Here is a 20,077-nt window from a genome sequence, read left to right on the forward strand (position 1 = left end):
GGCGGTCGGCCGGTGGGACGGCCGACCGCCGCCACTCGGCACGGAGTGGCTGGACGAGGAGCTGGCCCGCCTGCCGCCGCAGGACCGCGCGGCGGGCCGGCTGGCCCTGCTGACCGCCAAGGCCGCGTATCGGGTGGACGGCAGCACCGTGGCCCGATGGCGCGAGCGGCAACCCGCGGACCGCGCGCTGCTCTCGCTGACGTCCTGGGCCGCGCTCACCGCGGCCGGGCGGCTCACCGGCCTGGCGGCGGGCACCGCCACCGCGCCGGACGTCCGCTGACGGACGCGCCGGCCGGGAGAGCCTGCCGGGTCGTGGTGATCCGGCCGCAGAGACGGAGGATCGATGGCACGGGTATGGGGGGCGCTGCGCCGGCTGGCGATGGCGCCCGCGCTGTTCGACGTCACTTTCGCCGCGCGCGGCTTCCCCGGCGCCGGGTCGCCGGCGGCGCCGTCGCTCGAGGCGGTGCCGCAGGCGGTGATCTGCGGCTTCGAGTGGGGCATCGAGGCCGGCGGACTGTGGGAGGTGCAGCGGCGGCTCGATCTGGTGGACCCCGTGCACCGCGGCTTCGCGTACGAGGGCGCCACGATGGCGTTCACCATCCGCGACGTCCTGGGACGGCCGGGGCGACGCACCCGGGAGCTGCTCGAAGGACCCGGGGAACGGCACATCTTCCTGGCGTACATAGGAATCGGGTTCGCGATGGCCCGGCTGCCGCGGCAGCTGTGGCGCAAGGTCGTGCCGGACCTGCCCGTCTCCGCCTATCACCCGACGATGAGCTGGCTCGCGGTGGACGGGTACGGGTTCGACCGCGCCTACTTCGACACCACCCGGTGGGTCGACCGGGCGGTCGTCCCGGACCCCTATCCGTGGCAGGGCGACCCGGGCTACTTCTCCCGCGCGGTGGACCAGGGCATCGGCCGGGCGCTGTGGTTCGTCCACGGCGCGACGGTGCCCGCCGTCGCGGCGGCCGTGGGGCGGTTCGCCGAGCACCGGCGCGCCGACCTGTGGAGCGGTGTCGGCCTGGCCGCGACGTTCGCCGGCGGCTGTGATCGCGGGGCCCTGCGCGCGTTGCGAACGGCGGCGGGGGAGTCGGCCCCGCACCTCTGCCAGGGCGCCGTGTTCGCCGTCAAGGCGCGCCACCACGCCGGTCTGGTGCCGGAGCACACCGAGTGGGCCGCGAACGCGCTCACCGGCCTGTCCGTCGCCGACGCCGTGCGCCTGGCCGACGACACCGTGGCCGGTCCGCGGGACGGCGGGCCGGAACCGGCGTACGAGATCTGGCGCCGTCGTATCCGTGATCATTTCGTGCCGGTACGACCGTCCTGACGTCAATGGTGGAAATTGCTTTACCGCGACCCGCCGGGGTTGCCCGGGTCACACAGCAGCACGCCGGAAGTAGACCGTTCATCCGCCATTGAACGACGATCGTTGAAGTCAATAGGCATAGCCTTTTTGGGGAAATCATGACCGGTATTCTCGGTGCTTTTCGCCGGCGCCTGTTCACGCCCGGCGCTGTGGAGACGAAACTGGAGACCCGAGGTTTCCATTTCAAGAACGCGGTGGCGCGGGACAACCTCGAAACGATCGGTGAGACTTTCCTCGAAGGGCTGGGAAATGCCTGCGAGGTGTCGTGTCCCGACGATGTCCTCGAACCCCTGCAGGCTGTTCCGGTCCGGTACCGGGGCTTCGCCTACGAGGGCGCGGCGATGGGTTTCGCGATCCGTGACGCCCTGCCGGTGGGCCGCCGGGATCACATCCGGCGCTTCCTGGACGGCTCGGGCGACCCGCACCTCTACATGGCGTTGATCGGTGTCGGCTGGGCGATGGCGCGCCTGCCGCGGCCGCTGTGGCGGCGCATCATGCCGGCCGACCCGCTGCTGAACTGGCTGGCGCTGGACGGCTACGGATTCCACCAGGCGTACTTCCGCACCGACCGGTACGTCCGGGAGCACTATCGGGAGACGGAGTTCGGCTGGCCGGCCGACACCACCGGAACATACGCCGGGCGCGCCATCGACCAGGGCATCGGTCGCGCGCTGTGGTTCGTCGGCGGCTGCGATGCCACAGTCGTCGCGGGCCTCGTGGAGGGTTACCCGGCCGACCGCCGCGCCGAGCTGTACAGCGGGGCCGGGCTGGCCGCCACGTACGCCGGCGGAGCGGACGACGCCGAGCTGAAGTGGTTCCTGGACCGGGCCGGCGACCATCGGGCGCAGGTGGCGCAGGGTTCGGCCTTCGCCGCCTCCGCCCGGGTCCGGGCCGGCCTGGTGGTACCGCACAACGAGGCCGCCAACCGGGTGCTCTGCGGCATGAGCACGGCCGAGGCCGCGCAGCTGTGCGATCGGGAACGTCCGCGGGACGGCGCCGCCCGGGGCGGTACGCCGGCTTACGAGGTGTGGCGGCAACGGGTCGCCGGCCAGTTCGTGTCACTGGGGAGGAATTGATCATGCGGGTAGCCCGCTGGTTGCGCAGGAACCTGCCGGGAATCGTCGCGCTGGCGCTGATGGCGACTCTGTTCCAGGCAGCGCGGCTGCCGTACGCCTCGGCCGCCGAGACGGATCGCATCGCCGCCGGATACTCGTTCCGGCCGTTGTCGATCAGTCTTCCCGCAGGCCTGCCGCAACAGAACATTCGAGAGGTCAACCAGCAGTACCGGAACATCGCCGGATGGATCTCCTCGGTCGGTTCCGCGGTCGCGATGAACGACCTCGACGGCGACGGGCTCGACAACGACCTCTGCATCACCGACCCGCGCACCGACACGGTCACGGTCACGCCGGTGCCCGGCGCCCGCGCCGACCGGTACGTGCCCTTCGCGCTCGACCCGGCGCCGCTGCCGACCAACGACGTGATGGCGCCGATGGGTTGCGTCCCGGGCGACCTCAACGAGGACGGCCGGATGGACCTGGTGGTCTACATGTGGGGCCGGACGCCGATCGTGTACCTGGCCCGGCCCGGTGCCTCCACGCTGGCCAACGCGGCCTACCAGCCGACCGAGCTGGTGCCCGGGGTCGGTACCGACCGCTACACCGGCCCGCAGTGGAACACCAACACCGTGGCCCTGGACGACTTCGACGGCGACGGCCACCTGGACGTGTTCGTCGGCAACTACTTCCCGCAGGGCCCGGTGCTGGATCCCACCAAGGACAGCGGCGTGTCGATGAACCACTCCATGTCGCAGGCGTTCAACGGTGGGGAGGACTACTTCTTCCGGTGGACGGCGTCCACCCGAGGCGACACGCCGGGGTTCACCTTCGAGCAGCTCAACGATGTACTGCCGGGTGACGTGTCGAAGGGCTGGGCGCTTGCCTCCGGCGCCAACGACCTCGACGGCGACGCGCTGCCGGAGCTGTACGTGGCCAACGACTTCGGGCCCGACCGGCTGCTCTACAACCAGTCGGTGCCCGGGAAGCTGCGGTTCGCGACGGTCGAGACCGGCCGGACGCCGCTGGTGCCCAAGTCGAAGCGGGTCGGCGCCGACTCCTTCAAGGGCATGGGTGTCGACTTCGGTGACCTCAACGGCGACGGCAAGTACGACCTGTACGTCAGCAACATCGCTACCTCGTTCGGCCTGGAGGAGAGCCACTTCGCGTTCGTGAACGACGCGTCCAGCCAGGAGGAGCTGCGCCGCAAGCTCAGCGACGGCGACGCGCCGTTCACCGATCGCAGCTCCGATCTCGGACTCGCCTGGTCGGGCTGGGGCTGGGACGTGAAGCTCGCCGATTTCAACAACAGCGGCAAAACGGTGGTCGCCCAGGCGACCGGGTTCGTCAAGGGCGACGTCAACCGCTGGCCGTTGCTGCAGGAGCTGGCGATGACCAACGACGCCCTGCTGCCGGACACGACGGTGTGGCCGCACGTGGCCGACGGCGACGACATCGGCGGCTCACAGCGCCTGCACTTCTTCGTCCCCGGCAGGGACGGCCGGTACGTGGACGTGGCCAAACAGCTCGGTCTCGCCGTGCCGGTGCCGACGCGGGGCATCGCCACCGGTGACGCCGACGGCGACGGCCGGCTCGACTTCGCGGTGGCGCGCCAGTGGGACGCCCCGATCTTCTACCACAACACCGGCCGGGCCGAGGGCGCGTACCTCGGGCTGCGGCTGCTGCATCCGGCAGCCGGACCGGCCAGGACGGGTTCCCCGGTGGTCGGCGCGCAGGCCACGGTGATCACCCCGGACGGGCGCAGCCACATCGGGCGGGTCGACGGCGGCAGTGGTCACTCCGGCAAACGGAGCAACGAGATCCACCTCGGGCTCGGCGCCGATGTGACCGGTCCGGTGCAGGTGCAGCTCCGGTGGCGCGACCGCTCCGGCCAGACCCACGAGCAGAGCCTGCGGCTGAACCCGGGCCGGCATGTGCTCGAGCTCGGCAGCGACGTTCAGGAAAGGTGACAGAGATGGCTCAGACGGCTGCTAATCCCCCCCGACACGATCCCAAGGTCATCAAGGCACTGCGCAACTTCGCCATCTCGATCACGGTCTTCAACATCCTCGGTTACACGGTGCTGGGCTTCGAGCAGGCCTGGGCATGGCCGTTCATCGCACTCGCCACCGGCTACACGACCGAGATCGCGCTGGAGATGATCGGCGCGCGGATCGAGGGACGCGCCAGCCGCTTCCGCGGCAACGGCCTGCGCGGGCTCGTCGAGTTCCTGTACCCGGCGCACATCACCAGCATGGCCCTGAACATGCTGATCTACGTCAACGACCGGGTGCTGGCCATGATGTTCGGCGTGGTCGTCGCGATCGGCGCCAAGTGGGTGCTGCGGGCACCGGTACGCGGACGGATGCGCCACTTCATGAACCCGTCCAACTTCGGCATCGCCGTCGTCCTGCTCGTCTTCCCCTGGGCGAGCGTCGCGCCGCCGTACCACTTCACCGAGCACATCACCGGCGCCTGGGACTGGGTCATCCCGGGGATCATCATCGTCGGCGGCACGATGATCAACGGCAAGCTGACCGGCCGGATGTGGCTGATCCTGGGCTGGGTCGGCGCCTTCGCCCTGCAGGCGGTGGTGCGCGGCCTCCTGCTGGACACGTCGATCCCGGCCGCCCTGGCCATGATGACCGGCGTCGCGTTCATCCTGTTCACCAATTACATGATCACCGACCCCGGTACCTCGCCGTCGCACCCGGCCGCGCAGGTCGCCTTCGGCGGGGGAGTCGCGGCGGTTTACGGGCTGCTCACCGGCTTCAGCATCCCGTACGGGATCTTCTTCGCCACCGCTGCCGTCTGCCTGCTTCGCGGCGGCTACCACTGGGCGCTGCACCTGTCGAAGAACGTCGCGCCGGCCGGGCCCGCGCCGGCTCAGGCACCCGGCCCGGCCGGCCCGGCCGGGGCCACCCCGCAGTCAGCCGCTGTCGGGCAGAGCAACGGGCACCGGGCCGACGGGACCAAGGACGCGGAGGAGGTCGTGCTCGCATGAGCGAACGCATCGCGATCGTCGGGATGGCGTGCCGATATCCGGACGCCGCCTCGCCCGTCGAGTACTGGGAGAACATCCTGGCCGGGCGGCGCGCGTTCCGGCGGCTGCCCGCCGAGCGGATGAGCCTCGACGACTACTACTCGCCCGACCCCTCCGCGCCCGACCGGTTCTACACCAGGTACGCGGCGGTCATCGAGGGCTACGAGTTCGACCGGTTCGCCTACAAGATCGCCGGCAGCACCTTCCGCTCCACCGACCTGACCCACTGGCTCGCCCTGGACGTCGCCGCGACGGCCCTCGCCGACGCCGGCTTCCCGATGGCCGAGGGCCTGCCGCGCGAGCGTACCGGCGTGATCGTCGGCAACACGCTCACCGGGGAGTTCTCCCGGGCCAACCTGATGCGCCTGCGCTGGCCGTACGTGCGGCGGGTGATGGCGACCGCGCTGGCCGCCCAGGACTGGAGCGCGCAGCGCGTCGCCGAGTTCCTGGCCGGCGTGGAGGCGTCCTACAAGGAGCCCTTCCCGGCCATCGACGAGGACACGCTTGCCGGCGGGCTCGCCAACACCATCGCCGGGCGCATCTGCAACTACTTCGACCTCAAGGGCGGCGGGTACACCGTCGACGGCGCCTGCTCGTCCTCGCTGCTGTCGGTCGCCACCGCGTGCGGCCAGCTCGGCGCCGGTGACCTGGACGTGGTGGTGGCCGGCGGCGTCGATCTCTCCATCGACCCGTTCGAGATGATCGGCTTCGCGAAGACGGGCGCCCTGGCGCGTACCGAGATGCGGGTGTACGACGCCGGGTCCAACGGTTTCTGGCCCGGCGAGGGCTGCGGGATGGTCGTGCTCATGCGGGAGCGGGACGCCCGCGCCGCCGGGCATCGCGTCTACGCCACCGTCGCAGGCTGGGGAGTGTCGTCCGACGGCAAGGGCGGCATCACCCGGCCCGAGGTGGACGGTTATCAGGTCGCGCTGCGCCGGGCGTACGAGCGGGCGGGTTTCGGCATCGAGACGGTCGGTCTCTTCGAGGGGCACGGCACCGGCACCAAGGTGGGCGACGCCACCGAACTCGCGGCGCTCTCCCGGGCCCGTCAGGCCGCCGACCCGTCCGCGCCGCCGGCGCCGATCAGCTCGGTCAAGGCCATGATCGGGCACACCAAGGCAGCGGCCGGGGTGGCCGGTCTGATCAAGGCCGCGCTGGCCGTGCACGCGCAGGTTCTACCGCCGGCGGTCGGCTGCCCCGACCCGCACCCCCTGCTCACCGGCGACGCCCCCGCCCTCCGTGTGCTGCGCCGCGCGGAGCCCTGGCCCGCGGACGTCGCGCTGCGCGCCGGGGTGACCGCGATGGGATTCGGCGGGATCAACACCCACGTCGTCCTGGAGGGCACGCAACCGGGCCGGCGCCGGGCCTTCACCGGCCGCACCCGCCGGCTCGCCGCCTCGGCACAGGACCACGAGTTGCTGCTGGTCGACGGCGCGTCGCCCGAGCAGCTCAGGGAGCGGGTCTCGGGCCTGGCCGGCTTCGTCGGCACCGTCGCGTACGCCCAGCTCGCCGACCTGGCCCGGACGCTGCAGACCGAGCTGCGTGACCTGCCCTACCGCGCCGCGGTGGTCGTGTCCTCGCCGGAGGACGGCGAGCAGCGGTTGCGCCGGCTGGCCGAGGCGCTCGACGGGGGCGAGACCACGATGATCGGCGCCGACCGGCGCAGCTTCCTCGGGCATGTCGCCGGAGCGGTCCGGATCGGATACCTCTTCCCCGGCCAGGGCTCCGGCCGGGGCACCACGGGTGGCGCGCTGCGGCGCCGCTTCGTCGAGGTCGAGGAGAGGTACGAGCAGTCCGGCCTGCCCACCAGCGGGGACCTCGTCGCGACGGCCGTGGCGCAACCGCGCATCGTCACCGGCTCGATGGCCGGGCTCCGGGCCCTGGACCTGCTCGGCCTCACCGCTACCGTGGCCATCGGCCACAGTCTCGGCGAGTTGTCGGCCCTGCACTGGGCGGGCGCCATGGACGAGGACACACTTCTCGCCGTGGCGGCGCTGCGCGGGCGCGCGTTGGCCGACCACAGCGCGCCGGGCACGATGGCCGGGATCAGCGCCGGCCCGGAGCTGGTGGACGAGCTGCTGTCGGACCTCGACGTCGTCATCGCCGGATACAACGGACCGGCGCAGACGGTGATCGCGGGCACCGCCGTCGACGTGGAGACGGCGTGCCGCCGTGCCACCGGCGCGGGGGTGAACTGGACGAGGCTCGCCGTGTCGCACGCCTTCCACTCACCGCTGGTGGCACCCGCCGCCGAGGTGCTCAGGGCCGGGCTCCGATCGCGGGACTTCGGCGTCATCGGCGCGCGGGTGATCTCCACGATCACCGGCGAGAGCCTACCGGCAGACGCGGACATCCCCGGTCTGCTGCACCGGCAGATCACCGATCCGGTGCTGTTCTCCCAGGCCGTGTCCCTCGCGGCCAAGGACGTCGACCTCTTCATCGAGGTCGGTCCGGGGCAGGTGCTGGGCAACCTGGCGACCAGCATCACCGACGTGCCCTCCGTCTCCCTCGACACCGACGACGAGACCTCCGCGGGGTTGCTGCGGGTGGCTGCGGCGGCGTACGTCACCGGCGCCCCGGGCCGGTACTCGGCGCTCTTCGACGACCGGGTGAACCGCCGCCTCGAGGTCGGTGCGCGGTTCTCGTTCTTCGCGAGCCCGTGCGAGGCCGTCCCGGCGGTCGACCTGCCGGACGCCGTACCGGCCCGGCCGGCTCCGGACCGGTCCGCGGCCGAGCCGGTGACCGAGCCGGTCGCCGGGCCGCAGCCGAACACCGAGTCCGGGCTGGAGCTGCTGCGGCGCCTGACCGCGGAACGGGCCGAGCTGCCGGCCGAGATGGTCCGTGACGACAGCCTGCTGCTGGACGACCTGCATCTGAGCTCCATCACCGTGGGCCAGGTGGTCAACCAGGTGACCCAGCAGCTGGGCCTGGCACCGGCTCTGGCCCCGACCAACTTCGCCACCGCCACCCTGCGGGAGCTGGCCGACTTCCTGGAGGAGCTCTCCGCGACCGCGGAGGACGGCGACCCGGCCGAGCGTTCCGTGGTCACCGGGGCGGCGCCCTGGTCGCGCCCGTTCGAGATCGATCTGGTCCCGTCGCCACGGCCGGTGGCCGGCCCCGCCGAGCCGGACGGCGAGTGGCAGTCGTACGGCGCTCCGGGTGCCCCGGTCGCCGAGGAGCTGCGCCAGGCGCTGTCCGTGGCCGGCGTCGGCCCCGGCGTGCTCGTCTGGCTGCCCGAGGACTGCGCCGAGCCGGACCTGGGCGCGGTGCTGGCGGGCGCCCGGGCCGCCCTCGCCGGTGGCGCCGGCACGCGTTTCCTGCTGGTGCAGGCGGGCCGGGGCGCCGCCGGGATGGCCAAGACCCTGCGGCTGGAGGCGCCAGGGATCCGCACGACCGTGGTGCGCCGGCCCGCCGGTCCACCCGCCGCGGGGTTGGTGGCGGAGATCGTTGCCGAGGTCGCCGCCACCAGCGGCTTCACCGAGACGGTGTACGGGCCGGACGGTCAGCGGCTGGTTCCGCTGCTGCGGCCGATGCCGATCGAGCCGTCCCGCCGGGAGGCGCCGCTGTCGGCGACCGACGTGGTGCTGGTGACCGGCGGCGGCAAGGGCATCACCGCGGAGTGCGCGCTGGCGCTCGCCGCCGACAGCGGCGCCGCGCTCGGACTGCTGGGCCGCGCGGATCCGGCCTCGGACGCCGAGCTGGCGGCGAATCTGCACCGGATGAACGAGGCCGGCCTGCGGGTGCACTACGCCCGCGCCGACGTCGGCGACGCGGCGCAGGTACGCCGTGCCGTGTCCGAGGTCACCGCCGCGCTCGGCCCGGTCACCGCGGTCCTGCACGGCGCCGGATACAACGCCCCCACCGCGCTCACCGGCCTGGACGCGGAGTCGTTCCGCCGTGCCCTCGCGCCGAAGGTCGACGGCATCGCGGCCGTGATCGAGGCGGTCGGCGCGGACGACCTGCGGCTGCTGGTCACGTTCGGCAGCATCATCGGCCGGGCCGGGCTCCGCGGTGAGGGACACTACGCCACCGCGAACGAGTGGCTGGCCGACTACACCGCCGCGTTCGCCGCCGAGCACCCCGCTTGCCGGACGGTCTGTGTCGAGTGGTCGGTGTGGTCCGGCGTCGGTATGGGCGAGAAACTCTCCGTGGTGGAGGGGTTGCGCCGGGACGGTGTCACACCGATCGGTTCCGACGACGGCGTACGGGTCCTGCGGCGGCTGATCGCGGACCCGGACGTGCCGCCGGTCGTCGTGGTCAGCAGCCGGGCCGACGGCTTGGACACCATCCGGCGCGCGGAGCGCGAGCTCCCGTTGCTGCGGTTCCTGGAACGGCCCCTGGTCCACTACCCCGACATCGAGCTGGTCACCGAGGTCCACCTGAGCGTGGGCAGCGACCGTTACCTGGAGGACCACCGGCTCGACGGCGACCTGCTGTTCCCGGCGGTGTTCGGGATGGAGGCCATGGCCCAGGCCGGCGCCTCGCTCACCGGCAGCCCGGGTGCGCCCACCTTCGAGCGGGCCGAGTTCCTGCGGCCGATCGTCGTGCCGCCGGACGGCAGCACCACGCTGCGCATCGCCGCCACGGTGACCGGGCCCGGCACCGTGACCGCGGTGATCCGCAGCTCCGAGACCGCGTACACCACCGACCACTTCCGGGCCCAGCTCACCTGGGCAGACGCGGGAGACCTGGACGGCCCGCCGCGGCCGGCGGCCGGGGACCTGCCGGAGGTTCCGCTCGACCCGGACACCGATCTGTACGGCGCTCTGCTGTTCCAGGGCGGCCGGTTCCACCGGCTGCGGCGCTACCACCGCGCCGCGGCCCGTGACATCGACGTGACGGTCGCGGTCACCGGGCAGACGCGGTGGTTCGCTCCGCACCTTCCCGACGGGCTGGTCCTGGGCGACCCGGGCATGCGCGACACGCTCATGCACGGCAACCAGGTCTGCGTGCCGGACGCAACCCTGCTGCCGGTCGGTGTCGACCGGATCGTCCCGGCCGGCCAGCGACCCGACGGGGAGGTACGCGTCTGCGCCACCGAGCGCAGCCGGGACGGCGACACCTACGTCTACGACATCGCGGTACGCGACACGGACGGTACTGTCGTCGAACGCTGGGACGGCTTGCGCCTGCGCGCGGTGCGGCGCACGGACGGCCGGGGCCCGTGGGCGCCGGTGCTGCTCGGCACCTATCTGGAACGATCGCTTGCCGACCTCATCGGGACGCCCGTCACGGTGGTGGTCGAACCGGCGGGCGGGGACGCGCGCCGCGAGTCCACCGCCCTGGCGGTGAGCCGGGCGATCGGGGCGGGCACCGAGGTCCGGTACCGGCCGGACGGCCGTCCCGAGATCGACGGCGGGCTCACCGTCTCGGCCTCGCACGGCGCCGGCGTCACCGTGGCGGTCGTCTCGGCGGCGATGGTGGCCTGTGACATCGAGCCGGTCGTCGAGCGCCCGGAGGCGGACGCGGACGCGCTCGCCGGTCCGCACGCGTCGCTCGCCGCCCAGATCGCGCGGCAGAACGGCGACGGCGCCGCCACCGCCTTCACCCGGGTGTGGACTGCCGTGGAGTGCCTGCAGAAGGCCGGTGCGCCGGTCGACGGCCCGCTGAGCCTGCAACCAGGCCGCAGCGGCGCCTGGACCCTGCTGGCCTGCGGAGACCTGCGGATCGCGTCGCTGGCCACCGCGCTCGGTCCGGACGGCACCCCCGTGGTGGTGTCGGTACTCGTTGACGGGAGCAACTGACCATGACCGCTTATTTCGAGTACCGGCACACGGTCGGCTTCGAGGAGACGAACCTCGTCGGCAACGTCTACTACGTGAACTACCTGCGCTGGCAGGGGCGGTGCCGGGAGATGTTCCTCAAGGAGCGTGCCCCGGAGGTCCTCGCCGACCTGGCGGACGGGCTCAAGCTGTTCACCCTCAAGGTGGACTGCGAGTTCTTCGCGGAGATCACCGCCTTCGACGAGCTGGCGATCCGGATGAGCCTGGTCGACCTGGCCCAGACCCAGGTCGAGTTCGCCTTCGACTATGTCCGGCTCGACCCCGACGGTGGTGAGGCTCTCGTCGCCCGCGGCCGCCAGCGAGTGGCCTGCATGCGCGGCCCGAACACCCGGACGGTGCCCACCCGCGTGCCGGAACCCTTGACCCGCGCGCTCGCGTCGTACGCGCCCGTGCGGGTCTGAACCGGCGGAGGCGGGCGATGAATGGAACGAGCTGGTCCTACGACGTCACGGACGCGGCCGCGCTGCGGCGCGGATTCGCGGCCTTCGCCACCGGGGTCACGATCGTCGCGGTCGGCGGCGAGCACATGCACGGCATGACCGCGAACGCGTTCGCCTCGGTGTCGCTCGAGCCGCCGCTGGTGCTGGTCTGCGTGGACCGGGAAGCGCTGATGCACACCCGGCTGCCGGCGGCCACCGGGTTCGGCATCTCGGTGCTGGCAGCCGGCCAGGAGGAGATCGCCCGGCATTTCGCCAGCCGTCGCCGGCCCCTCGGCGCCGCCCAGTTCGAGTCGGTGGACTGGGTGCCGGGGCCGGTGACCGGCGCGCCGCTGATAGCCGGCGCCCTGGCCACGTTCGAATGCGAGCTGTGGCGTACCTGCGACGGCGGTGATCACACGATTTTCATCGGCGAGGTGGTGTTCATGGACCGGGACACGGATCGTGACGCGTTGCTCTTCCTCAACGGGAGGTTCACGGACACCTCCGGTCCGGTGGAGGCGAACCGATGACGCAGGCGCCCGCCCGCCGGGTACCGCCGGGCCCACCGATGTCGGCGGCGCCGAGGCTGCTGTGGAAGCTGGCCCGGGATCGGCTCGGACTGATGACCGAGGCGGCCCGGACCTACGGCGACGTCGCCCGGATCACGCTCGGGCCGAAGACGCTGTTCTTCTTCAACCATCCCGACCACGCCAAACATGTCCTGGTCGACAACGCGCCGAACTTCCACAAGGGGCTGGGCCTGGCTCAGGCCCGCCGGGTGCTGGGCGACGGCCTGCTCACCAGCGAAGGGGAGTTGTGGCGCGCGCAGCGCACCCGGATGCAGCCGGTGTTCCGCCCCAAGCGGCTGGCCGAGCAGGCCGGCGCGGTCGCGCAGGAGGCCGGCCGGCTGACCGGCCGCCTGCGCCGCGCCGTCGGGGGTGAGCCGGTGGACGTGGTGGCGGAGATGACGTCGATGACACTCGGCGTCCTCGGCCGCACGCTGCTCGACACGGATCTGCGCGCGTTCACGGGCCTGGGCCGGCTCTTCGAGGTGATGCAGAACCAGGCGATGTTCGAGGCCGTGTCCAACGGGATGGTGCCGCTCTGGGTGCCGCTGCCCCAGCAGATCCGGTTCCGGCGCGCACAGCGGGATCTGCAGCTGGTCGTCGACCGGCTGGTGAGTGAACGCGCCCGGCGTCCGCTCGGCGACGACGCGCTCTCGCGCCTGATGGTCGCGGTCCGCGAGGACCCGGATCCCCGGACCGCCCGGCAGCGGATGCGCGACGAGCTGACCACGCTGCTGCTGGCCGGGCACGAGACGACGGCGAGCACGCTCGGCTGGGCGTTCTACCTCGTCGACCGCCACCCGGAGGTACGCGAGCGCCTGCGAGCGGAGGCGGTCGAGGTTCTCGGCGACCGGGCGCCGGTCTACGAGGATCTGCACCGGCTCCGGTACACCGTGATGGTGCTCAACGAGGTGATGCGCCTCTACCCACCGGTCTGGATGCTGTCGCGGGTCCCGCAGCACGAGGACGTGATAGGCGGCTACCACGTGCCGGCCGGGGTGGACGTGCTGATCTGTCCGTACACCCTGCACCGGCACCCCGCCTACTGGCCGGACCCGGACGCGTTCCGCCCGGAACGCTTCGATCCGGCGGCCACGCCGGACCGCCCGCGGCACGCCTACCTCCCGTTCGGGGCCGGGCCGCGGTTCTGCGTCGGCAACAATCTGGGGATGATGGAGGCCACCTTCGTGCTTGCCATGGTCTCCCGCGAGCTGGAGTTGTCCGTGCTGCCCGGCCGGGCGGTCGTCCCCGAGCCGATGCTCTCCCTGCGGGTCCGCGGCGGCCTTCCGATGACCGTCACGAAGGCGAGGCACCCGTGATCCACGGCGACGACGACAGCGGTCCGCGGCAGCCCCGTGTTGAGCGGCACGAAGGTGAGGCGCCCGTGATCCACGGCGACGACAGCGGTCCGCGGCAGTGGGGCCCGGCCGAGCTGGCCGGGCTGGTGCGCTCGACGTCGCCGGCCGGGCTGCGCGACGTCCTGAACGGCCCGCGGCGCCGCGCGGTGCTGCACGGCGCGGCGAGCGGGATGGCCGGCGTCTTCCGCTCCGCCCGGGCGCCCGATCTGCGGGCGGTGATCCACTGGAGAGTGGGCGGCCGCGACGACGGCACGGACACCTTCGAACTGGTGATCGCCGACGGCGTCTGCACGCTCTCGCCGGCGCCCACCGGCGCCCCGAAGGTCGCTCTCTCGTTGAGCGCTGTCGACTTCGTGCTGATGGTGACCGGCCTGGCGAGTCCGCTCGCGCTGTTCATGCGGGGCCGGATGCGGGCCGTCGGCGACATCGGCCTGACCATGAGGCTGCCGTCGCTGTTCGACATCCCCCGGCCCGGACCCGCCTCCGGGACGTGACGCCACGGATCAAGGGGTGTTCGCCGGGTTCGGCGTGAGCCGGCTCTGCAGGGCTATCTGCCGCAGCGTCGCGAAGGCCACCTCGAAGACCACGGCCCGGGCGAGGGCTGCGGCACGGACGTGCACCGCGTCCATCTCGCCGCCCTCGCCCTGCTCGTGCAGCAACGCCAGCTCCTGCTCGGCGAGCCGGTCGGCGGCCTGAGCGAACGGCTCGAAGAAGCCGAGATCCTGTGCGCAGCCGAGCTGGCGCAGAGCGACCAGCACCTGCGCGAAGTGCCGGACCGCGGCGCAGTCGCCGCCCACGGTCCAGCCCTGTGTCCCGGCCAGCCCGAGGGTATCGGCCAGGGCTTCGCGGAACGCCTCGTCGTCCGCGTCCGGCTCCGGTGGCCCCACCCGCCGTGCCGCCGCGGTGTACAGCCCGATCAGCGGCACCTCGGGATCGCTCATCGCGGCCAGCAGCGACCGTACAGTCGCCAGGTCCATGTCACCGAAACCGGTCAGGATGCGGATCAGGAGCAGACGGCGGAGGTGCTCGACGCCGTAGCGGGCCTGATTGCGGCCGGTCGGGTGTCCCGGGAACAGCAAGCGCTCCCGAAGATAGAACTTGATGGTGGCGACCGGGATACCGGTACGGCGACTGAGTTCGGATATGCGCAAGCCAGGGCTCCCCGCTGACGGCGGGCTTCTGTCCGCCCGCCTCCTGCTTCTCCTCGTCGGTGTGGGCTCAGGCCGCTCGTCCGGGCTGGTACGCGCGGACCCGCTCCGGCGCCGCGTCGAGGCCCTCCACGCTCATCGCTCTGGCCAGCGCCGCCTTGCGGGCCTCCAGCAGCGCGAGCAGCACCGGCGGATCGAGGTCGCTCACCGGGGCCAGCATCAGGTCGACCTCGGTCGCCGTGTCGGGACGGATCGTCAGCGGGCCGTGTGTGGCGACCAGAACCTCCGGCTCGCGGTCGCAGTCCTCCTCCGTGCCGCCGGGATCCTCGGTGACCGCCTGTGCCAGCAGGTACCAGGTGCCGCTCGGCACCCGGTCGAGCTGGAAGCTGCCGGCCTCCAGCAGCACCGCGCACCGCGCCGGCCGGCCCTCCGGAATGCGCTCCCGGAACAGGCCGATGAACACGAGCTCGGCGGCACCCACGGTCGGCAGCACCTTGCCGAAGACGCGGGAGTCGGCGCTGCTCCCGGTTCTGCCGTGCTCGACCGCGATGTGCGCCGCATAGCCGGCCCGGCGCCGATAGGTGGTCGGTGGCATCCCGACGCTGCGCGTGAAGCGGGAGCTGAACGTCCCGACGCTGTTGTAGCCCACCGTCAAACTGATGTCGGCGACGTTGAGGTCGGTGGAGAGCAGCAGCTCCTTGGCTCGTTGCAACCGGAGCGCGGACAGGAACCGGCCGGGGGACACGCCGGTCACGCGCTGGAAGAGCCGGGTGAAGTGGAACTTGCTGAACATGGCGGATCGGGCCATGTCGTCCACCGTGAGCTGTTCTCCCAGGTTCTCACGCATCGTCGTGACTGCTCGGAGAATGGCTTTCTCGATAGCTTCCGCCACCGTGGCCTCCATGTTCGCGTTTTGTTCAACAAGGTTGATGTTCGCATTCTTGGTGAACTTACCCGGATGTCGATCCCGGCGGTGTCCCACGATTGGGGTGAGATGAATTGGAATAATCCTTGGCCGAGAAATGGTGGGCACCGGAACCTTCCGTCAAGATTACCCTCGCCCAGCGAGCACCCTTATCCGCTACGCTTCCATCCGCTTTGATCTCCAGACCGAGGTTAGCGGACCGGCATCGATGATGCAATGCTGCCGTGACGAGTCGATTGCATAGCGCAATGGTTACGGGCTGGGCGACCCTTGACCAACAGTCGGGATGACGTTAAAGTGCGTCATTCCGACTCTTCGATTTCGGTGGCGTCACTAAATGGATAGCGTCAATGTCTGATGTTCGATTACGCGCTGTTGACGTGGTCACTAATTGGTTCGCCCGGCGCTGGCGGTGCGTAGTGACGAGCCCGCGGTCTCGGCGCGGGTTTCCGGGTCTGGTGTCGACGGTGGACCGATTCGCCCCACCTTCGGCGGTGAGCTTGTCACCGCCGGAGGCGGGGGCGACGTTCCGTAGAGTGGCGACGGCCGGTTCCCTCCGACGGCTGAGGCGACGGCGAGACCGATGGCGTAGCTGCGCAATTTCCGAGAGTTCTCCGGAAATGCGACCGGGGTGGCCGGCGGCCAGGTGCGGCCGGGCGGGGCGCCGACATATGCCGCATTCGCGCCGGTTCGGGCCGGTGGAAACCCACGAATGAGCTGCCGTCATTGTGGACGGCTGCGGGATGCCCTCGACCCGCAGCGCATCGGCAATCCGTTTTGCGAAGTGGAAATGCGCGCTCATCGCCTCGTCGCAGCGTCGGCTCACACCGTGCGATCCCATCCGGGGGAGGCGGCGGGGACTCACCGTGTCCACGCTCAGCGGCTGGTCCGGTGAGCCACGCGGCTCCGCCATTCCCGGCGCCACCGGGAACGCCTCGGCGCGCCGTCGGCGGGTCACACCGGATCGATCGCCGGTGAGCCGGCCGAAAGGCGACGTCGCTGACGCGTTGTGGCCGGTGGCCGCACGGGCCGCCGATCCCGGCGGTCGCCGCGGGACGGCGGTCATCGTCCGGCCGTCCCGCCGAGGCTCACGAACCGCAGCGGAACGGCGGACGTAGCCCAGCCGTCCTACCGCGGCTCCTCGAGCCGCAGGGAGACCGGGCTCCCGTGCCGGGGCCGCAGCATGAGCAGGCCGCCGACGGCCACCAGCACCGCCCCGTCGATCACCAGTAACACCGCGCTGAACGGGTCGATGTCGTGCCGGTGCCGGGACACCGCGCTGGTCGCGGCCCGCTCGGCGGTGCTGTCGAGCGGTGCGGGAACCGCGCCGGTTCCGGCGCTGAAGCGGTACGCGCCTGTCGTGCTCGCACCGTCGCTGAAGATCACGTGATAGGCCACCGTCAGGTCACCCGGCGCGCCTGCTCGAACCGGCTGTCGCAGCACGGTCCTGCCCGGCTGCTCGGCTTCACCGTCCGCGAGGCCGGCGCCGTCCGGTCCGGAGACGGCTATGTGGGACGTCTCGAGGTCCACATCCGCCGAGAACCGCAGCGTCACCGCGGCCGGCATCGTCGTCAGGATCGCGCCGGGCGCCGGGTCGGCGGTCAGGTCCGGCTCGGCCCCGGCCGGAACCGGTGTGATCAGCGCGAGGATGGTGCCGAGCACCAGGCAGGCCACCGTGGCCGCCGAACGGCGCATCTCAGCCCGCCTGCGGAGCGAGATCCGGGACCCCGGCGTGCCCACCGCAGGAGCACGTCATCCGCGCCTGCTCGGCCGGCGCCGGCCGGACGTGCAGGTACATGGCGATCACCATCGGGACGAAGACGATGGAGTTGTAGAACAGGTGCAGCTCGACCCGGGGCAGGACGAGCTGCAGAATGCTCGTCGGGACGGCGCTGCCGAACAGGTAGGAGTGCGACTGCGACTGGATCAGCAGCAGCAGGTGCTCGATGTGGTGCCAGAACTGAATGGCCAGCGCCACCGTCCACCAGGTCAGTGCCCGTCCGGTGAAACCACGTCGCAGCACCGCCAGGAAGACGAGCATGACGATGGCGTACCCGTAGTGCAGCCATTCAGAGGTGACCAGCCACGGGTAGAACTGTCCGAGGATGCCGCGCGCCTGCGGCCGCGGCCAGCCGAGCACCCAGATCTGGTACGCCTGTACCAGGTGTTCCGCCCAGTGTGCGATCGTGACGAACAGAAAGATCCGCAGCGCGTTCCGATGCCATGATCCGTTGAGTTTCGCGAGGACACGCCGCGAAGAGGGCACGCCGGCAACCTGCGTCATGAGACGACCTTCCATCTGTTGGCCGATGTCTTCCGCCAACCTAGGCAGGTACGTTGTCCCGCGGTTCTTCCATGGTGCGCAGTTCGCGCCCGTCCGGAGCTGCCGGCGGCGCGGCTTTCTGGGTGCCGCCCACCACGAACCAGCCTCGGCGCCGGGGCACGCCGGGCGATCGCGGGCATGCGGAAGCGTCCGCGTTTCCCCGGTGGCAGAAAGAGAAAACCTGAGAATCAGGCGAACCTCTGATTACCGAGTACGTCGGGCTCGACACGACATCGCATTGCGGGTCGAGGTCACCGACCAGCGGATGCCGGACGAGTTCGGACGCCGACGTGAGCGCCGCGACCCGCTTTTGCGACCACAGGTGCTGCCGCCCAAGATCTGCTGCCGACGGCGGCGTGCTCTTGGCGGCGCTGAGCGGCCTGCTCGGGTCTTCGTCGTGGAAGGTCGCGTCATGGCGCCGTACCCCGGCACGGTCTTGATCTTCATGGGGTCGGTGTCAGGTCGAGATTGTCGCGCAGGGTCGCGCCGCGGTAGTCGCCCTTGACGATGCCGCGGCGGCGCAGTTCGTGCAGCAGCCCGTTGACGACGAAGTCGTGCTGTACGTCGTCGGCCAGCCCACCGAGCGAGAGCACGTCGAGCACGCGCGCGTCGAAGCGCTCCTGCACCGCGTCGGCCAGCTGTTCCGGTGTGCCGGCCACCGACCAGTGGCCGGTGTCCTGGGCGGCCTGGATCAGCTCGCGCAGCGTGCGTCCCTCGCGGATCAGCCGGCTGAAGATCTCGGCCCGCCCACGCCGCCGGTTGATCGCGCCGATGTCCGGCAGCAGACTCTCCGGCAGCCGTTCGTCCAGCTTGGCCTCGGTGAGGTCGATGTCGCCGCCCAGCATGCCGGCGACCAGCTCCCGGCCCTTCTCGTAGTCGATGGCCTCAAGGCGCTCGCGGACCAGCCGCCGGGCCTCGGCCTCGGTGGCCCCGAAGGTCGCGTGGAACGAGCTGAAGATCAACGGCAATCCGGGGGTACGGCCATGGGCCGCGGCCTGGGCCCGGATGCGTCCGGTGAACGCGCGGGCGTCGGCCAGCGTCGGCAGCGCCGTGAAGACGATCTCGGCGTGGCGGGCACCGAGCGCGATCCCGGCCGCTGACTGTCCGGCCTGGATCAGCACGGGCCGCCGCTGGGGCAGGGGCGGGATGTTGATCGGTCCCTCGACCGAGAAGAACTCGCCCTGGTGCCGGATCGGCTCGATCAGCGACGGGTCCAGCACCGCCCGCCCGTCCGGCCCCTCGCGGAGCGCGCCCGGTCGCCAGCTGTCCCACAGCGCGTTCACGACCTCGACCGTCTCGGCGGCGCGGGCGTATCGCTGCTCGGGCGACGGTAGCGCGCCCGCCCCGAAGTTCTGTTCCCCGAGCGAGGAGGTGACCAGGTTCCAGGCGGCCCGGCCGTTGCTGACGTGGTCCAGCGTGGCGAACATCCGCGCCAGGTTGAACGGGTGGTGGAAGGTCGTGGACACGGTGGCGATCAGTCCCGCCTTCGAGGTGACCTGGCTGAGCGCGGCCACGAAGATCAGCGGCTCCTGGGCGCCGATCGTGCCCTGCGCGCCGAACTCCAGCAGGTCCGGCACGAACAGCGCGTCGATCCGGGCCGCCTCGGATCGCTGGGCGACCAGTGTCGCGGTGGCCAGGGTGGACCGGTGCGGGTCGAGGGCCAGCTCGTAGGGGCCGGGGTGGCCGCCGGCGCTGGCGACGGTGGCGAGAGTGCGTCTCATCGAAACTCCCTGTCGGTACGGTCGGTACACGCGCCGATCTCCTTCTCCCGGCCGCGCAGCAGCGCCCAGCCGCCGAGTCCGCCGGCGGCCAGCGCTCCGGCGCCGGCGGCGGCCGAGGTGATCAGGCGTCGCCGCGAGATGCCCGGTGGTGCGTCGACGAGCACGCGATCCAGGGGCTGGTTGTCCGCCATCGTGGCTCACCTTCCGTACCGTGCCGTAGCCGCTCGGTGTTCGGACGGTAACGCCGCCCCGCTGTAGTCTACAACTCCCATTGGTTATATATGTATTTCGGGCGGCGGCGATCGCTGCCGCGTCCCGTCGGTCGTGCCGAGCCTGCTCGCGGCGACAGCTCACGAGGCCGATCGAGCTC

15 protein-coding genes and 1 pseudogene are annotated in these 20,077 nt (G+C 71.6%); 10 read left to right on the forward strand and 6 right to left on the reverse strand.

Annotated features, from left to right (window positions below; genetic code table 11):
• The 10 genes and pseudogenes from Asi03nite_RS29905 to Asi03nite_RS29950 form a co-directional block, all read left to right on the forward strand.
• A pseudogene (locus Asi03nite_RS29905) lies at window positions 1-280 on the forward strand (hypothetical protein); the annotation flags it as partial.
• A gap of 63 nt (window positions 281-343) precedes the next feature.
• Window positions 344-1,327 (forward strand): DUF1702 family protein, encoded by a 984-nt coding sequence (locus Asi03nite_RS29910; protein ID WP_203683843.1) that lies wholly within the window; start codon window positions 344-346, stop codon window positions 1,325-1,327.
• Window positions 1,328-1,464: 137 nt separating this feature from the next.
• On the forward strand, window positions 1,465-2,442 hold the full coding sequence (locus Asi03nite_RS29915; RefSeq protein ID WP_203683844.1) for a DUF1702 family protein: 978 nt from the start codon (window positions 1,465-1,467) through the stop codon (window positions 2,440-2,442).
• 2 nt (window positions 2,443-2,444) lie between these two features.
• Window positions 2,445-4,391, forward strand: coding sequence for a CRTAC1 family protein (locus Asi03nite_RS29920; RefSeq protein WP_203683845.1), 1,947 nt, complete (start codon window positions 2,445-2,447; stop codon window positions 4,389-4,391).
• 5 nt (window positions 4,392-4,396) lie between these two features.
• Window positions 4,397-5,425: an enediyne biosynthesis protein gene (locus Asi03nite_RS29925; protein ID WP_239103030.1), complete on the forward strand. Its 1,029-nt coding sequence runs from the start codon at window positions 4,397-4,399 to the stop codon at window positions 5,423-5,425.
• Window positions 5,422-11,208, forward strand: coding sequence for a type I polyketide synthase (locus Asi03nite_RS29930; RefSeq protein ID WP_203683846.1), 5,787 nt, complete (start codon window positions 5,422-5,424; stop codon window positions 11,206-11,208). The genes Asi03nite_RS29925 and Asi03nite_RS29930 overlap by 4 nt, the downstream gene beginning before the upstream one ends.
• A gap of 2 nt (window positions 11,209-11,210) precedes the next feature.
• A complete protein-coding gene (locus tag Asi03nite_RS29935) occupies window positions 11,211-11,648 on the forward strand; it encodes an acyl-CoA thioesterase (protein ID WP_203683847.1) in 438 nt (145 codons plus the stop codon).
• Between the two features lie 17 nt (window positions 11,649-11,665).
• Entirely contained in the window at window positions 11,666-12,196 is a 531-nt protein-coding gene (locus Asi03nite_RS29940) for a flavin reductase family protein (protein WP_203683848.1), read from the forward strand.
• Window positions 12,193-13,551 carry a cytochrome P450 gene (locus tag Asi03nite_RS29945; protein ID WP_203683849.1) on the forward strand — a complete coding sequence of 453 codons (1,359 nt, stop codon included), beginning with the start codon at window positions 12,193-12,195 and terminating at the stop codon, window positions 13,549-13,551. The genes Asi03nite_RS29940 and Asi03nite_RS29945 overlap by 4 nt, the downstream gene beginning before the upstream one ends.
• Before the next feature lie 65 nt (window positions 13,552-13,616).
• Window positions 13,617-14,084, forward strand: a complete 468-nt coding sequence (locus tag Asi03nite_RS29950; RefSeq protein WP_239103031.1) for an SCP2 sterol-binding domain-containing protein — start codon at window positions 13,617-13,619, stop codon at window positions 14,082-14,084.
• A gap of 9 nt (window positions 14,085-14,093) precedes the next feature.
• Here Asi03nite_RS29950 and Asi03nite_RS29955 read toward each other — a convergent pair whose 3' ends face one another.
• The 6 genes from Asi03nite_RS29955 to Asi03nite_RS29980 all read right to left on the reverse strand — a co-directional run bounded on the left by Asi03nite_RS29955 (window position 14,094) and on the right by Asi03nite_RS29980 (window position 19,898).
• A complete protein-coding gene (locus tag Asi03nite_RS29955; protein ID WP_203683850.1) occupies window positions 14,094-14,741 on the reverse strand; it encodes a MerR family transcriptional regulator in 648 nt (215 codons plus the stop codon).
• Window positions 14,742-14,808: 67 nt separating this feature from the next.
• The gene (locus Asi03nite_RS29960) at window positions 14,809-15,630 is read right to left on the reverse strand and encodes a helix-turn-helix domain-containing protein (RefSeq protein ID WP_203683851.1); all 822 of its coding nucleotides are present in this window, start codon (window positions 15,628-15,630) and stop codon (window positions 14,809-14,811) included.
• 1,161 nt (window positions 15,631-16,791) lie between these two features.
• Complete coding sequence (locus tag Asi03nite_RS29965; protein WP_203683852.1) at window positions 16,792-17,358, reverse strand: copper resistance CopC family protein; 567 nt, start codon at window positions 17,356-17,358, stop codon at window positions 16,792-16,794.
• A 1-nt stretch (window position 17,359) separates the two neighbouring features.
• On the reverse strand, window positions 17,360-17,947 hold the full coding sequence (locus tag Asi03nite_RS29970) for a hypothetical protein (RefSeq protein ID WP_203683853.1): 588 nt from the start codon (window positions 17,945-17,947) through the stop codon (window positions 17,360-17,362).
• Window positions 17,948-18,429: 482 nt separating this feature from the next.
• Entirely contained in the window at window positions 18,430-19,707 is a 1,278-nt protein-coding gene (locus tag Asi03nite_RS29975; RefSeq protein ID WP_203683854.1) for an NtaA/DmoA family FMN-dependent monooxygenase, read from the reverse strand.
• Window positions 19,704-19,898, reverse strand: a complete 195-nt coding sequence (locus Asi03nite_RS29980) for a hypothetical protein (RefSeq protein WP_203683855.1) — start codon at window positions 19,896-19,898, stop codon at window positions 19,704-19,706. The genes Asi03nite_RS29975 and Asi03nite_RS29980 overlap by 4 nt, the downstream gene beginning before the upstream one ends.
• Window positions 19,899-20,077: the final 179 nt, after the last annotated feature.

The sequence above is a fragment of the Actinoplanes siamensis genome (assembly GCF_016862395.1).
GTDB lineage: Bacteria > Actinomycetota > Actinomycetes > Mycobacteriales > Micromonosporaceae > Actinoplanes > Actinoplanes siamensis.